13 protein-coding genes are annotated in these 16,269 nt (G+C 61.0%); 12 read left to right on the top strand and 1 reads right to left on the bottom strand.

Features of this window, described 5'->3' with window-relative positions; translation table 11 throughout:
* Positions 1-191: 191 nt before the first annotated feature.
* On the bottom strand, positions 192-458 hold the full coding sequence (locus BMZ10_RS15585) for a DUF2790 domain-containing protein (RefSeq protein WP_093463948.1): 267 nt from the start codon (positions 456-458) through the stop codon (positions 192-194).
* 450 nt (positions 459-908) lie between these two features.
* Between BMZ10_RS15585 and acs the strand changes: the two genes are divergently transcribed.
* From acs to astB, 12 genes are all read left to right on the top strand, one after another.
* The gene (acs, locus tag BMZ10_RS15590) at positions 909-2,864 is read left to right on the top strand and encodes an acetate--CoA ligase (RefSeq protein ID WP_093463951.1); all 1,956 of its coding nucleotides are present in this window, start codon (positions 909-911) and stop codon (positions 2,862-2,864) included.
* 1,148 nt (positions 2,865-4,012) lie between these two features.
* Positions 4,013-4,789, top strand: coding sequence for an ABC transporter substrate-binding protein (locus BMZ10_RS15600; RefSeq protein WP_093463957.1), 777 nt, complete (start codon positions 4,013-4,015; stop codon positions 4,787-4,789).
* A gap of 91 nt (positions 4,790-4,880) precedes the next feature.
* Entirely contained in the window at positions 4,881-5,570 is a 690-nt protein-coding gene (locus BMZ10_RS15605; RefSeq protein WP_093463960.1) for an ABC transporter permease, read from the top strand.
* Positions 5,567-6,265, top strand: a complete 699-nt coding sequence (locus tag BMZ10_RS15610) for an ABC transporter permease (RefSeq protein WP_093463963.1) — start codon at positions 5,567-5,569, stop codon at positions 6,263-6,265. Before BMZ10_RS15605 ends, BMZ10_RS15610 begins: the two co-directional genes overlap by 4 nt.
* Position 6,266: 1 nt before the next feature.
* Positions 6,267-7,379: a succinylglutamate desuccinylase/aspartoacylase family protein gene (locus BMZ10_RS15615; protein ID WP_093463966.1), complete on the top strand. Its 1,113-nt coding sequence runs from the start codon at positions 6,267-6,269 to the stop codon at positions 7,377-7,379.
* Between the two features lie 21 nt (positions 7,380-7,400).
* Complete coding sequence (locus tag BMZ10_RS15620) at positions 7,401-8,165, top strand: ABC transporter ATP-binding protein (RefSeq protein WP_093463969.1); 765 nt, start codon at positions 7,401-7,403, stop codon at positions 8,163-8,165.
* Between the two features lie 150 nt (positions 8,166-8,315).
* Positions 8,316-9,299, top strand: coding sequence for a transcriptional regulator ArgR (gene argR / locus BMZ10_RS15625; RefSeq protein WP_093463972.1), 984 nt, complete (start codon positions 8,316-8,318; stop codon positions 9,297-9,299).
* A gap of 360 nt (positions 9,300-9,659) precedes the next feature.
* Entirely contained in the window at positions 9,660-10,880 is a 1,221-nt protein-coding gene (locus tag BMZ10_RS15630) for an aspartate aminotransferase family protein (protein ID WP_093463975.1), read from the top strand.
* A gap of 185 nt (positions 10,881-11,065) precedes the next feature.
* Complete coding sequence (aruF, locus tag BMZ10_RS15635; protein ID WP_093463978.1) at positions 11,066-12,097, top strand: arginine/ornithine succinyltransferase subunit alpha; 1,032 nt, start codon at positions 11,066-11,068, stop codon at positions 12,095-12,097.
* Between the two features lie 99 nt (positions 12,098-12,196).
* On the top strand, positions 12,197-13,222 hold the full coding sequence (astA, locus tag BMZ10_RS15640) for an arginine N-succinyltransferase (RefSeq protein ID WP_093463981.1): 1,026 nt from the start codon (positions 12,197-12,199) through the stop codon (positions 13,220-13,222).
* The gene (gene astD / locus BMZ10_RS15645; RefSeq protein WP_177182135.1) at positions 13,219-14,697 is read left to right on the top strand and encodes a succinylglutamate-semialdehyde dehydrogenase; all 1,479 of its coding nucleotides are present in this window, start codon (positions 13,219-13,221) and stop codon (positions 14,695-14,697) included. The genes astA and astD overlap by 4 nt, the downstream gene beginning before the upstream one ends.
* Before the next feature lie 202 nt (positions 14,698-14,899).
* Entirely contained in the window at positions 14,900-16,246 is a 1,347-nt protein-coding gene (astB, locus tag BMZ10_RS15650; protein WP_093463988.1) for an N-succinylarginine dihydrolase, read from the top strand.
* Positions 16,247-16,269 lie beyond the last annotated feature (23 nt).

The following is a 16,269-nucleotide window of genomic DNA, read 5'->3' on the forward strand; positions in this document are numbered from 1 at the left end:
AATGGTGTTTCCTGATTAAATATCGAAACTTCTGTCCCCAGTGATGACTGGCGACCGTTGTCAGAAGATGTTCGTTATTTCAGGAAGCACCGGGTGTTACATATATATATCCAAGTTAAATTTTCAACGGCCGCCGCCACGCATCAAGCCTCGCGACGATTGTCCGCGAGGCATGAGCGTGGATGCGCGTGTCAGCCGTTGCTGCAGCCGTTGCCCATCACCTGGTATTCGAGGACGTGGCGTTTGCCAGCAGAATCTTCGTAAGTCATGCGTTGCGGGACCACAGCGCAGACGTTGGGCACTTCGTCGACGGAGATGACTTTCGCGATGTCCAGATGAGTCGAGTAGGTGTATTGCTCGACCGGTTGTGCCTGGCTGGAGACTTCATTCGGTCCGTCCTGCGCCATTGCGGCGACGCTGAAACCACAAAGAGCCATTACAACCACTGCAGCTTTCATTACATGTTTCCTCTAAGTTGCTTCATCAACTCCGCGATGCAGGAAGTGCGATCGTCAGGGTGCACAGAGTCCTTGTGGGGCTTTGCGTGAAGCCAGTTGATTACAGGTTCGATTACATGATTGGCAAGCCGGTGTGGGGGGCTGTTAGTTGTCAATCATTTGCCGTGTTGGCGGAATGAATTCTATGCCGCTGGCCAAAGGTTATATAGAAACCATTCTGATAAAGACTATTGAGTGAATCGGCAACAATCGGTGTTTTCGCTGTGGATGGTTACAATCGTCTAGTTCTTTGGTCGTAGTGTCTGCATGAAGATTTGCTGAAAACCGGGCACTTCAGCGGAATTCGGCGTTATGCTCTGATCCGGTAAGACCATCGTCGAATGGCTTTTACGGCCATCGGCGGATACAACGGCGCTATACAAAAACAACATTTCCACCGAGGTAAGAAAGATGAGTGCGGCTTCCCTGTACCCCGTCCGCCCTGAAGTGGCAGCCCAGACGCTGACTGACGAGGCGACCTACAAGGCCATGTACCAGCAGTCGGTGGTCAACCCCGATGGCTTCTGGCGTGAACAAGCCCAGCGCCTTGACTGGATCAAGCCTTTCACCACCGTCAAACAGACCTCCTTCGACGACCATCGCGTCGACATCAAGTGGTTCGCCGATGGCACCTTGAACGTTTCCTACAATTGTCTTGACCGCCATCTGGCAGAGCGTGGCGATCAGGTCGCAATCATCTGGGAGGGCGACGATCCTTCCGAAAGCCGCATTATCACCTATCGCGAACTGCATGAAGAAGTCTGCAAGTTCGCCAACGCCCTGCGTGGTCAGGACGTGCACCGGGGTGACGTGGTCACCCTCTATATGCCGATGATTCCTGAAGCCGTGGTCGCCATGCTGGCCTGCGCGCGCATCGGCGCGATTCACTCGGTGGTGTTCGGTGGCTTCTCGCCCGAGGCGCTGGCCGGTCGCATCATCGACTGCAAATCCAAAGTGGTGATCACCGCTGACGAGGGGCTGCGGGGCGGCAAGAAAACCGCGCTCAAGGCCAACGTCGATCGCGCATTGACCAACCCTGAAACCAGCAGTGTGCAGAAAGTCATCGTGTGCAAGCGCACCGGTGGCGAGATCGAGTGGAACCGTCACCGCGACATCTGGTACCACGCGCTGCTGGAAGTGGCATCGACCACCTGCGCGCCAAAAGAGATGGGCGCCGAGGAGTCGCTGTTCATTCTCTACACTTCGGGTTCGACCGGTAAGCCAAAAGGCGTTCTGCACACCACCGCCGGTTACCTGCTGTACGCAGCGCTCACCCACGAGCGCGTGTTCGACTACAAGCCGGGCGAGATTTACTGGTGTACCGCCGACGTCGGCTGGGTCACTGGCCACAGCTACATTGTCTACGGTCCGCTGGCCAACGGTGCGACCACGCTGCTGTTCGAGGGCATCCCGAACTACCCGGACATCACGCGGATGTCGAAGGTCATCGACAAACACAAGGTCAACATCCTCTACACCGCGCCTACCGCCATCCGCGCAATGATGGCCGAAGGCACCAAGGCCGTCGAAGGCGCAGACGGTTCAAGCCTGCGTCTGTTGGGTTCGGTGGGTGAGCCGATCAACCCGGAGGCCTGGAACTGGTACTACAACACGGTCGGCAACCAGAAATGCCCGATCGTCGACACCTGGTGGCAGACCGAAACCGGCGGCATCCTGATCAGCCCGCTGCCGGGTGCCACTGCGCTCAAGCCCGGTTCGGCGACCCGGCCGTTCTTCGGCGTGATTCCGGCGCTGGTGGATAACCTGGGCAACCTGATCGAAGGCGCGGCGGAAGGCAATCTGGTGATTCTCGATTCCTGGCCAGGACAGTCGCGCACGCTGTATGGCGATCATGATCGCTTCGTCGACACCTACTTCAAGACCTTCCGTGGCATGTACTTCACCGGCGACGGCGCGCGCCGCGATGAAGACGGCTACTACTGGATCACGGGCCGGGTGGATGACGTTCTCAACGTTTCCGGTCACCGCATGGGCACCGCCGAGATCGAGAGCGCGATGGTTGCGCACCCGAAAGTGGCCGAGGCCGCAGTGGTCGGCGTGCCGCACGATCTGAAGGGGCAGGGCATATACGTCTACGTCACGCTCAATGGCGGTGAAGTGCCGGATGAGGCCCTGCGTATCGAACTGCGCAACTGGGTGCGCAAAGAGATTGGCCCGATTGCCTCGCCGGACGTCATTCAGTGGGCGCCGGGCCTGCCGAAAACGCGCTCCGGCAAGATCATGCGCCGCATCCTGCGCAAGATCGCCACCGGCGAGTATGACGCGTTGGGCGACATCTCGACGCTGGCCGATCCGGGCGTCGTTGCGCATCTGGTCGAGACCCACAAGACCATGACCGCCGCCTGACGGTCATTCGACGAGCGAGAGCGTCTGCCTGAGGGCAGACGTTTCGCTTTTGGTGAGTTACCTACACAAATCGAACGTCCCACCACTCCCGGGTCACCAAGGATGCCGGCTCCTGGTTTGGCCCTTCCTTCTTCAGAATTCCTTCACTCACATTGCGTTTGGCGGTGTCCGAACTCTCCCGTAGAAGATCAACAGCGACAGCTTCCCGGCTGAAGCCGGTCCTACAGGGCGCATGCATCGTTTGGTAGGTAGGACCGGCTTTAGCCGGGAAAACGCCGTTTCGTTCGCCATCGATTTCCGGTGTGCGCACCGAGGCTTTCCCGGCTGAAGCCGGTCCTACGGTCTGAAACGGTCCCCTGGATGCACGCGATGCTTCTGTGGGACCGGCTTCAGCCGGGAAGCCTTTGATCAGCTTTTGATCTTCATGCGCAAGATGCCCAAACACCGCCATCGCGACTTGGGTGCAGGCTGAGCGCAGGTCTCGTGGAGTGGGCCGAGCGGCATGGATGCCGCGAGAGCCGCCCCCCGCCATGGATGGCGGATGGCGGCGGGCCCACGGAGCGAGGCCGGAGTGAAGGAACCCTGACGAAGGAAGGGCCCAACCGAGAGCAAGCACCCTTGGTTACTTGGGGTGCTTTTCCAAGTAACTCGCCGAAGGCGAAACAGTCTGCCGTGAGGCAGGCGCTCCTGATCTTCACACTTGCCAGATTGAGGATCGGGAAATATCGATGTGTTACCGCACATCCGGCCCGGTAATCCCGCGCCCCGCCCTGGGGTATTTCCACTCGAATACCGCGCATTTCACCGACCCGGACAAACCTGCTCCCACGCCACGCTTGCCGGATTAGAAGGCTTTGCCAATAATGGGCGCGTTACTTGCTTCGTTGATAGGTTTGTCGTTCGCGGTCCTTGCATAAACCTTTTGGACTGTCAATCAGGCTGATCACGTTTCTCTGTGCTTCTGTAACTTGTTGTCGCATTGAAGAAATATCGACTTTCAGCCTGCCGCTAAAATGCCGATCACTCGCCGAAGGCCTGTCGGGCGCTGAGCTCGAACGGCACCTCGCGTCACAATTCAGATATTCCTTCTGCACATTGGGCGTTTCGCTCACTGCCATTTGTCGCGTTTTACCGATGGAGTTCCAAGAATGAAAAAGCTCATGCTGCTGGGTGCGCTGGCGCTGTCCGTATTGGCTCAGCCAACCTTCGCCGATGAAAAGCCTCTGAAAATCGGCATCGAGGCAGCCTACCCTCCATTCGCCTCCAAGGCCCCGGACGGCAGCATCGTCGGATTCGACTACGACATCGGCAACGCCCTGTGCGAAGAAATGAAGGTCAAGTGCGTCTGGGTCGAGCAAGAATTCGACGGCCTGATCCCGGCGCTCAAAGTGCGCAAAATCGACGCCATCCTGTCCTCGATGTCCATCACCGAAGACCGCAAGAAATCCGTCGATTTCAGCAACAAGTATTACAACACGCCGGCCCGTCTGGTCATGAAGCAGGGCACCGTCGTCAGCGACGGCCTGACCGAGCTCAAGGGCAAGAACATCGGCGTGCAGCGGGGTTCGATCCACGAGCGGTTCGCCAAGGAAGTGCTGGCTCCGCTGGGTGCTGAAGTCAAGCCTTACAGTTCCCAGAACGAAATCTACCTGGACATCGGCGCCGGTCGTCTCGATGGCACCGTGGCCGACGCCACTCTGCTGCAGGACGGTTTCCTGAACACTGATTCGGGCAAGGGCTACGCGTTCGTCGGCCCGGCTTTCACTGACGTCAACTACTTCGGCGACGGCGTCGGCATCGCCGTACGCAAGGGCGACAAGGCGGATCTGGACAAGATCAACGCGGCCATTGCAGCCATCCGCGCCAACGGTAAATACAAAGCCATCCAGGACAAATACTTCAATTTCGACATCTACGGTCAGTAAATCGATCTGATGTCGCCAATGGCGCAGGCAGTGGGTTCTCAAACCTTCTGAATGCGCCATTTTTCTATCCCGCGCTCGAGGGCCAAACAACATGTTGAAAGGCTACGGAGCCGTCATCCTTGACGGTGCATGGCTGACCTTGCAGCTCGCTCTGTGCTCCATGGCGCTGGCGATCGTGCTCGGCCTGATCGGCGTGGCATTGCGGCTGTCGCCGGTACGCTGGCTGGCCTGGCTGGGCGACCTGTATTCCACCGTCATTCGTGGCATTCCCGACCTGGTGCTGATTCTGCTGATCTTCTACGGCGGTCAGGACCTGCTCAACCGCGTCGCCCCTTTGTTGGGCCATGGCGACTACATCGACCTGAACCCGCTGATGGCCGGCATCGGCACGCTGGGCTTCATTTTCGGTGCTTACCTTTCCGAAACATTTCGCGGCGCCTTCATGGCCATTCCCAAAGGGCAGGCCGAAGCCGGCATGGCCTATGGCATGAGCAGCTCGCGCGTATTCTTTCGCATCCTGGTGCCGCAGATGATTCGTCTGGCGATTCCGGGATTCACCAACAACTGGCTGGTGCTGACCAAGGCGACCGCGCTGATTTCCGTCGTCGGCCTGCAAGACATGATGTTCAAGGCCAAGCAGGCGGCCGACGCCACCCGCGAACCCTTCACGTTCTTCCTCGCAGTCGCGGCCATGTACCTGGTGATCACCAGCGTCTCGCTGCTGATACTGCGCCGCATCGAAAAACGCTATTCGGCCGGCGTAAGGGTGGCAGAGCTATGATTTTCGATTACAACGTCGTCTGGGAAAACCTGCCGCTCTATTTCGGCGGTCTGTTGATCACCCTGAAGCTGCTCGCGCTGTCACTGTTCTTCGGTCTGTTGGCCGCTCTGCCGCTCGGGCTGATGCGGGTGTCGAAAGTCGCCTGGGTCAATCTGCTCGCCTGGAGCTACACCTACGTGATTCGCGGCACGCCGATGCTGGTGCAGCTGTTTCTCATCTACTACGGTCTGGCGCAGTTCGAGGCCGTGCGCGAAAGCATTCTCTGGCCGTGGCTGTCGAGTGCCACCTTCTGCGCGTGCCTGGCCTTTGCCATCAATACCAGTGCCTACACCGCCGAAATCATCGCCGGCAGCCTGAAATCCACCCCGCCCGGCGAGATCGAAGCCGCCCGTGCGATGGGCATGTCGAAAGCCAAGATGTATCGCCGCATTCTGCTGCCGTCGGCCCTGCGCCGGGCGCTGCCGCAGTACAGCAACGAAGTGATCATGATGCTGCAGACCACCAGTCTGGCGTCCATCGTCACGCTGATCGACATCACCGGCGCGGCGCGCACCGTCAATGCGCAGTTTTACCTGCCGTTCGAGGCGTACATCACCGCCGGGGTGTTCTACCTGTGCCTGACGTTCATTCTGGTGAAACTGTTCAAGCTGGCTGAGCGCCGCTGGCTCAGCTATCTCGCGCCGAGGAAGCACTGATATGCAACGCATCGATCACAGCCTGCCGTGGGGCAACCTGGGTACGCAGCGCACGCTGACGGTTTTCCGCTTCGGCCATGGCGAGCGCAAAGCCTATATTCAGGCCAGCCTGCATGCCGACGAACTGCCGGGCATGCGCACCGCCTGGGCCTTGAAACAGCGGCTGGTGCAGCTCGAAGAACAGGGCTTGCTCAAGGGTGTCGTCGAGCTGGTGCCGGTGGCCAATCCGATCGGTCTGTGCCAGCTGCTGCAAGGCAATCACCAGGGGCGATTCGAGTACGGCAGTGGCAAGAACTTCAATCGCGATTTCACCGAGTTGAGCGGTCCCGTCGCAGACAGGCTTGCAGGCAAACTGGGCGATGATCCGCATGCCAACGTCAGGCTGATTCGTCAGGCAATGGCGGATGTGCTCGAGCAATTGCCAGCCGCGGGCAGCGAGTTGGCGGGTATGCAGCGCGTGCTGCTGAGCCACGCCTGCAACGCTGACATCGTGCTCGATCTGCATTGCGACACCGACGCTTCGCTGCACATGTATGCCTTGCCCCAGCATTGGCCGCAGTGGCGCTCGCTTTCTGCCCATTTGGGCGTGAGTGTCGGTCTGCTCGCCGAGGATTCCGGTGGCAGCTCGTTCGACGAGGCCTGCTCGCTGCCGTGGTTGCGTCTGGCCAAGCAGTTTCCCGATGCCCGGATTCCTCTGGCGTGCATGTCCACGACGCTGGAACTGGGCGGTCAGTCCAACACCGGCAAGGACGAGGCCGAAGCCTATGCCGAGGGCATTCTGGCGTTCCTCGCCGAGCAGGGCCTGATCAGTGGCGACTGGCCGCAGCCGGGCCATGAAGCCTGTGAAGGCATGCCGTTCGAAGGCACTGAAATGATCTACGCGCCGCATCCGGGCGTGCTGACCTTCCTGCGGCCCGCGGGCGCCTGGGTCGAGCCCGGCGAGCCGCTGTTTGAGGTCATCGACCCGCTGAACGATCGCGCGACCACGGTGTGCGCCGGTACCGCAGGCGTGCTGTTCGCCATCGAAAAACTGCGTTACGCCCAGCCGGGTTTCTGGATGGCCAAAGTGGCAGGCCGCACCCCGTTGCGCAGCGGCCGCCTGCTCAGTGACTGATTACTTGTGAGAACCCAAACCATGAACAAACTGGAAGTCCAGGACCTGCACAAGTGCTACGGCAGTCACGAGGTGCTCAAAGGCGTCTCGCTGACCGCCAAAGCTGGCGATGTGATCAGCATCATCGGCTCCAGCGGCTCGGGCAAAAGTACGTTCCTGCGCTGCATCAATCTGCTGGAACAACCGAAGTCCGGCCGCATTCTGCTCAACAACGAGGAGCTCAAACTGGTCGCCAACAAGGACGGCGGGCTCAAGGCTGCCGACCCGAAACAGCTGCAACGCATGCGCTCGCGTCTGTCGATGGTGTTCCAGCATTTCAATCTGTGGTCGCACATGACCGCGCTGGAGAACGTCATCGAGGCGCCGGTTCATGTGCTGGGCGTGCCAAAGAAAGAAGCGCTGGAAAAGGCCGAGCATTACTTGAGCAAGGTCGGCGTCGCGCATCGCAAGGACGCCTTTCCAGGGCACATGTCCGGCGGCGAACAACAGCGCGTGGCGATTGCCCGGGCACTGGCGATGGAGCCTGAGGTGATGCTGTTCGACGAGCCGACTTCGGCGCTCGACCCCGAACTGGTCGGCGACGTGTTGAAGGTCATGCAGGCGCTGGCCCAGGAAGGCCGCACGATGGTCGTCGTCACCCACGAAATGGGCTTCGCCCGCGAAGTGTCGAACCAGTTGATCTTCCTGCACAAGGGCTTGGTGGAAGAGAGCGGCGACCCGCGTCAGGTGCTGGTCAATCCGAAGTCGGAGCGTCTCCAGCAGTTCTTGTCCGGCAGCCTGAAGTAAGGGTTGCCGCCGTTGCCAACGGTGCGTTTTGCGTCAGAACAGTTCATGCTGCGCGTCATTCAAAACGCCGCCATGAACTGAATGCAACAGATTCACTTCGCACGCCCGAGCGTGTGACCCATAACAGCGACACGTTTCGGATTGCACGCCATGACTGCCCATCGAATCGGATTTCTCATCTGGCCCGGCACCAAAGCCTTGACTCTGGCGCTGGCCGAGGAAGCCTTGCGTGTCGCTCAGCGCGTTCATCCCGACGTGGTGTACGAGCTGTCGTTCATGCAGGCCGAACCGCCGGTGGAAGGTGCCAGCTGGCAGTTGCCGGGCGAGCCGTGGGCCGGGCGCCTGGAAGGGTGTCAGAAAGTTTTCCTGCTGGCTGACGAGCCGCCCCCGCCCATGTCTTCGGCACTGGGTGGCGCGCTCAAGCAATTGGTGCGAGCCGGGTGCGTGATCGGCGGTCTTTCGGCGGGCGTCTATCCGCTTGCGCAGCTGGGGCTGCTCGACGGCTACCGTGCCGCTGTGCACTGGCGTTGGCAGGATGATTTCGCGGAGCGCTTCCCCAAGGTCATCGCCACCAGCCATCTGTTCGACTGGGATCGCGATCGCCTGACCGCCTGCGGTGGCATGTCGGTGCTGGATCTGCTGCTGGCGGTGCTGGCCCGTGACCATGGCGCGGAGCTCGCCGGGGCGGTTTCCGAAGAACTGGTGGTCGAGCGCATTCGTGAAGGCGGCGAGCGCCAGCGCATCCCGCTGCAGAACCGTCTGGGTTCCAGTCATCCGAAGTTGACCCAGGCCGTGTTGCTGATGGAAGCCAACATCGAAGAGCCGTTGACCACTGACGAGATCGCTCAGCATGTCTGCGTCTCGCGACGACAGCTGGAACGGATTTTCAAGCAGTACCTCAATCGCGTTCCCAGTCAGTATTACCTTGAGCTGCGTCTGAACAAGGCCCGACAGATGCTGATGCAGACCAGCAAGTCGATCATCCAGATCGGCCTGTCGTGCGGCTTCTCTTCCGGCCCGCATTTCTCCAGCGCCTACCGCAACTTCTTCGGCGCGACCCCGCGCGAAGACCGCAACCAGCGTCGCAGCAGCAGCCCGTTCGAACTGTCCTCGGTGCCTGCCGAGCGCGGGTGATCTCAAGCCTCGTCGGATTTCTCCTGTAGGAGTGAGCTTGCTCGCGATAGCAATGCGTCAGATACAGCCGTGTTGTCTGACGCGACGTCATCGCGAGCAAGCTCACTCCTCCAGGGTGCTGTTGTCAGCGCAGTTTCTGAAGGGATGCAATTCAAATCGACAGGACGCTGCTACATCGGGCCGCCAACGTTTAAACTGCGCCTTTCCGACGCAATTTGTCGCATTGCCGAAAACCGCGGAAAAAGCCGGTTTGGCGCTATAAGAAGTTGTCGCTTGGCGGCAAGGCCGGACCGAAATCAGTCCTTACAATCCTTCCATCGCTCGCCAGTCCAGGCAGGCGTTCCTCTTCAGGAGACTCCGATGTCCGTTGAGCAAGTACCGGTGCAACGTGCCGATTTCGACCAGGTGATGGTCCCCAACTATGCCCCCGCAGCGTTCATTCCCGTGCGCGGCCAGGGTTCCCGCGTCTGGGATCAGTCGGGGCGTGAACTGGTCGATTTCTCGGGCGGCATCGCGGTCAACGTACTGGGTCACGCACACCCGGCTCTGGTCGGCGCATTGACCGAGCAGGCCAACAAGCTGTGGCATGTTTCCAACGTTTTCACCAACGAGCCTGCGCTGCGTCTGGCCAAAAAGCTGGTCGACGCCACCTTCGCCGAGCGCGTGTTCTTCTGTAACTCCGGGGCTGAGGCCAACGAGGCGGCGTTCAAACTGGCCCGTCGTGTTGCCCACGACCTGTACGGCACCGAGAAGTACGAAATCATCGCGGCGCTCAACAGCTTCCACGGTCGTACCTTGTTCACCGTCAGCGTGGGCGGTCAGCCGAAGTACTCCGACGGCTTCGGTCCGAAGATCACCGGCATCACGCACGTGCCGTACAACGACCTCGACGCGCTGAAAGCCGCCGTCAGCGACAAGACCTGCGCCGTCGTGCTCGAGCCGATCCAGGGTGAAGGCGGCGTGCTGCCGGCCGAACTCGAATACTTGCAAGGCGCGCGCAAGCTGTGCGACGACCACAATGCGCTGCTGATTTTCGACGAAGTTCAGAGCGGCATGGGCCGCAGCGGCCACCTGTTTGCCTACATGCACTACGGCGTGACGCCGGACATTCTGTCCAGCGCCAAGAGCATCGGCGGCGGCTTCCCGATGGCAGCCATGCTGACCACCGAAAAGCTCGCCAAGCACCTGTCGGTCGGCGTGCACGGCACCACTTACGGCGGCAACCCGCTGGCTTGTGCGGTCGGCGAAGCGGTCATCGATGTGGTCAACACCCCACAGGTGCTGGCAGGCGTCAACGCCAAACATGACCTGTTCAGAGCGCGCCTGGAGAAAATCGGCGAGCAGTACGGCGTATTCAGCCAGGTCCGGGGCATGGGCCTGCTGATCGGCTGTGTCCTGACCGACGCCTGGAAAGGCAAGGCCAAGGATTTCTTCAACGCGGCCGAGCATGAAGGCGTGATGATCCTGCAAGCCGGTCCTGACGTCGTGCGCTTTGCCCCAAGCCTGGTGATCGACGATGCCGACATCACCGAAGGGCTGGACCGTTTCGAGCGTGCTGTAGCGAAGTTGACCCAAGCCTGATCGACGCCATAGATCTCCTGTAGGAGTGAGCTTGCTCGCGATAGCGGTTTGTCAGATACATCAATGTTGTCTGATACAGAGTCATCGCGAGCAAGCTCACTCCTACAAGGGCGAGCAATCTCGGGATTTGTTTTTTCTTCTCCATGCCGGATTTCCCCGGCCTGTTTTTCTCAAGGAGTGACACCATGCTGGTGATGCGCCCCGCGCAAATGGCTGACCTGAGCGAGGTTCAACGACTCGCCGCGGACAGCCCGATTGGTGTCACGTCTTTGCCGGACGATGCTGGACGCCTCGGTGACAAGATCGCCGCGTCCGAAGCGTCGTTCGCCGCCGAGGTCAGTTTCAACGGCGAAGAAACCTATTTCTTCGTGCTCGAAGACACCGAATCCGGGCGTCTGGTGGGCTGCTCGGGCATCGTCGCATCGGCGGGATACTCCGAGCCGTTCTACAGCTTCCGCAACGAAACCTTCGTTCACGCCTCCCGCGAGCTGAAGATTCACAACAAGATTCACGTGCTCTCGCAGTGCCACGATCTGACCGGAAACAGCCTGCTGACCAGTTTCTACGTGTTGCCCGAGCTGGTCGGCACGCTGTGGTCCGAGCTCAACTCCCGGGCTCGCCTGCTGTTCGTCGCCAGTCACCCCGAGCGCTTCGCCGATTCGGTCGTCACCGAAATCGTCGGTTACAGCGATGACAACGGCGACTCGCCATTCTGGGACGCCATCGGTCGCAACTTCTTCGACATCAACTACGCCGAAGCCGAACGCCTGTGCGGCCTGAAAAGCCGGACCTTCCTCGCCGAGCTGATGCCGCATTACCCGATCTATGTGCCGCTGCTGCCCGACGAAGCGCAGGAAGCCATGGGGCAAGTGCATCCGCGCGCACAGATCACCTTCGACATCCTGATGCGCGAGGGCTTCGAGACCGATCATTACATCGACATCTTCGACGGCGGCCCGACGCTGCATGCCCGCGTTTCGGGCATCCGCTCCATCGCTCAGAGCCGCGTGGTGCCGGTGAAGGTCGATACCGTCGCCAGCGGCGATGCGGTGAAGGGCGGACGCCCGTATCTGGTTGCCAATGGCCAGTTGCAGGACTACCGGGCGGTGATGCTGGAACTGGACTGGGTGCCGGGCAAGCCTGTGACCCTCAGCCTGGCCGCCGCCGAGGCCTTGGGTGTCGGCGAGGGCGCGAGCGTCCGTATCGTCGCGGTTTGACCGTTGAATGGCGGCGACCCCAGGCATTCAGCGCCTGACGCCGTATCGCAGATTAGCGAGTTCGCCGGCTTCTGACTGAAGCCGGCTCGAGGAGAAAGCATGATTGTTCGTCCCGTACGCAGCAGTGACCTACCGGCGCTCATTGATCTGGCGCGTAGCACAGGTGCTGGCCTGACCACGCTGCCGGCCAACGAAGAGCGTCTGGCGCATCGGGTCGGCTGGGCCGAAAAGACTTTCCGTGGCGAAGCCGAGCGGGGCGACACCGATTACCTGTTCGTTCTCGAGGACGACGATGGCCGCGTGGTGGGCATTTCCGCCATCGCAGGCGCCGTGGGCCTGCGCGAGCCTTGGTACAACTACCGCGTCGGTCTGACCGTCAGTGCCTCACAGGAGCTGAATATCTATCGCGAGATTCCGACGCTGTTTCTGGCGAACGATCTGACCGGCAACTCGGAATTGTGCTCGCTGTTCCTGCACAACGACTTCCGTAATGGCCTGAACGGTCGTCTGCTGTCCAAGGCGCGGATGCTGTTCATCGCTGAATTTCCCGAGCTGTTCGGCGCCAAGATCATCGCCGAAATGCGCGGCATGTCCGACGAGCAAGGCCATTCGCCGTTCTGGGAAAGCCTGGGGCGGCACTTTTTCAAGATGGAATTCAGCCAGGCCGATTACCTGACCGGCGTTGGCAATCGCGCGTTCATCGCCGAGTTGATGCCGAAGTTCCCGCTTTACAGCTGCTTCCTGTCCGAGGCGGCGCGCAACGTCATCGGTCGTGTGCACACCAGCACCGAGCCCGCGTTGACCATGCTCAAGGCCGAGGGCTTCAGCTATCAGGGCTACGTCGATATTTTCGACGCGGGCCCGGCAATCGAGTGCGAAACGACCAAGATCCGTGCGGTGCGTGACAGCCAGGCGCTGGTGCTGGCGGTCGGCACGCCCGGCGATGACGCGACCCCGTTCCTCATTCACAACCGCAAGCGCGAAGATTGCCGCATCACCGCGGCCCCTGCGCGCTTTGCCGCCGGCACTTTGGTGGTCGATCCGAAGACCGCCAAGCGCCTGCGCCTGAACGCCGGCGATCAGGTGCGCGCCGTGCCGCTGTCACCAGCTCGGGAGGGCATTTGATGACGACTTTGTATATCGCAGGTGCCTGGCAGGCCGGGCAGGGCGAGGCGTTCGATTCGCTGAATCCGGTCACGCAAAACGTGGTCTGGTCGGGCAATGGCGCGTCCGCCGGGCAAGTGGACGCGGCTGTCGAAGCGGCGCGCGGGGCGTTTCCTGCCTGGGCTAGCCGTTCGCTGGAAGAGCGCATTGCGGTCCTTGAGGCGTTTGCCGCCACGCTGAAAAACCGTGCCGATGAAATCGCCCGCTGCATCGGTGAAGAAACCGGCAAGCCGCTGTGGGAATCGGCCACGGAAGTGACCAGCATGGCCAACAAGGTCGCCATCTCGATCCAGAGTTACCGTGAACGGACCGGCGAGAAGAGCGGCCCGCTGGGCGATGCGACGGCTGTCCTGCGGCACAAGCCCCATGGCGTCGTCGCGGTGTTCGGTCCCTACAACTTTCCCGGGCATCTGCCTAACGGGCATATCGTTCCCGCGTTGCTGGCGGGAAACAGCGTGGTGTTCAAGCCCAGCGAACTGACCCCCAAAGTCGCCGAGCTGACCGTGCAATGCTGGATTGAAGCCGGGCTGCCGGCGGGCGTGCTCAATCTGGTGCAAGGCGGGCGCGAGACCGGAATTGCGCTGGCGGCCAACGCCGGTATCGACGGTCTGTTCTTCACTGGCTCAAGCCGCACCGGCAACTCGCTGCATCAGCAGTTTGCCGGGCGTCCGGACAAAATCCTTGCGCTGGAGATGGGCGGCAATAATCCCCTGATCGTCGATCAGGTCGCCGACGTCGATGCTGCGGTGTATACCGTCATTCAGTCAGCGTTCATCTCTGCCGGCCAGCGCTGCACCTGCGCCCGCCGCCTGTTGGTGCCACAAGGCGCGTGGGGCGATGCATTCCTGGCGCGGCTGGTTGAAGTGACGTCGACGATCGAGGTCGGTGCATTCGATCAACAGCCCGCGCCGTTCATGGGCTCGGTGATTTCTCTGGCGGCGGCCCGTGCGCTGCTCGAGGCTCAGGAACAGTTGCTCGCAACGGGCGCCGTGGCGTTGCTGGAGATGTCCCAGCCGCAGGCGCAGTCGGCGTTGCTGACCCCCGGTATTCTGGATGTCAGCGATGTCAGCGACCGGCCTGACGAGGAGTTGTTCGGCCCGCTGCTGCAAGTGATTCGCTACGCTGATTTCGATGCCGCCATCGACGAGGCCAACGCCACGCAGTACGGCCTGGCCGCGGGGTTGTTGTCCGATTCTCAGGCGCGCTATCAACAGTTCTGGCTGCACAGCCGTGCCGGGATCGTCAACTGGAACAAGCAACTGACCGGCGCGGCGAGCACGGCACCGTTTGGTGGCGTGGGCGCGTCGGGCAACCATCGGGCGAGCGCTTATTACGCGGCGGATTACTGCGCGTATCCGGTGGCGTCGCTGGAAAGCGTGACGCTGGCGCTGCCCGCGAGCCTGACGCCGGGTATTACGTTGAGTCGAAACAGCTGAAATGGACTGTAGGAGCGTGGCTTGTCCCGCGATCGGCGGGGAACCCGTCGTAAACCCAGAGGTTGCGGTCTGCATGAAATACCGCATTCGCCCATTTCGCTGTCGCTTCGCGACAGATCGCGGGACAAGCCACGCCTCCTACAGGCGCCGTGGTGTAACTGAACATTGATGTTTATAAAAACAGATCCACGGAGCCTCACCGATGAAATCCTGTGAAGTCAACTTTGACGGTCTAGTGGGGCCAACCCACAACTACGGTGGGCTGTCCTACGGCAACGTCGCGTCGCAGAGCAATTGCCAGCAGTCTTCCAACCCGCGTGAGGCGGCGCTGCAAGGTCTGGCAAAAATGAAGGCCCTGACCGACATGGGTTTCACCCAAGGTGTGCTGGCGCCGCAGGAGCGTCCGGACATCGCAGGCCTGCGCAAGCTGGGCTTCGATGGCACCGATGCACAGGTCATCGAGCGTGCCGCGAAGCAGGCCATGCCGTTATTGGTCGCCAGTTGCTCGGCGTCGAGCATGTGGGTCGCGAACGCAGCGACGGTCAGCCCCAGCGCCGACACCGCCGATGGTCGCGTGCATTTCACGGCTGCCAACCTCAATTGCAAATACCATCGCAGCATCGAACACCCGACCACCAGTCGTGTCTTGGAGGCGATGTTCGCCGATCAGCAGCACTTCGCCCATCACGCCGCCTTGCCCGCCGTCGCTCAGTTCGGTGACGAAGGCGCGGCCAACCACACACGTTTCTGCCGCAGTTATGGCGAGGCCGGCGTCGAGTTCTTCGTCTTCGGCCGCTCGGCCTTCGACACCCGCTATCCCGCGCCGCAGAAGTACCCGGCCCGGCAGACGCTGGAAGCTTCGCAGGCCGTTGCGCGCCTGCATGGCCTGAGCGATGACGGCGTGGTGTTCGCCCAGCAGAATCCCGCAGTGATCGATCAGGGCGTGTTTCATAACGACGTGATCGCCGTGGGCAATGGCGAAGTGCTCTTCTACCATGAGGACGCGTTCCTCAACACCGAGCACATGCTGAGCGAATTGCACGACAAGCTCGGTCGGCGCGGCGGGCGTTTTCAGGCCATCTGCGTGCCGCGCAGCGAAGTAGGCGTGGAAGACGCCGTTCGCTCTTATCTGTTCAATAGCCAGCTGCTCTCGCGCCCTGACGGCTCGATGTTGTTGATCGTGCCGGAAGAATGCCGTGGCAACGAGCGCGTCTGGCACTACCTGCAGCGCCTGATCGCCGACGAAAGCCCGGTTCGTGAAGTGAAAGTGTTCGACCTCAAGCAGAGCATGCAGAACGGCGGTGGCCCGGCCTGCCTGCGTTTGCGCGTGGCACTCAATGAAACGGAACTGGCGGCGGTCAACCCAGGGGTTATCATGACGGCGTCGCTGTACGACACGCTCACGCAATGGGTCGACAAGCATTACCGCGACCGCCTCAGCGAGAACGACCTGGCCGACCCGCAGCTGTTGGACGAATGCCGCACGGCACTGGATGAACTGACCCGGCACCTGAAGCTCGGTGCTGTCTATCCTTTCCAGATCAATTGACGTATCCGAAGCATCGCGCCGGG

Origin of the sequence: Pseudomonas sp. NFR16, assembly GCF_900108875.1 — a bacterium.
In the GTDB taxonomy this organism is placed as follows: Bacteria; Pseudomonadota; Gammaproteobacteria; order Pseudomonadales; family Pseudomonadaceae; genus Aquipseudomonas.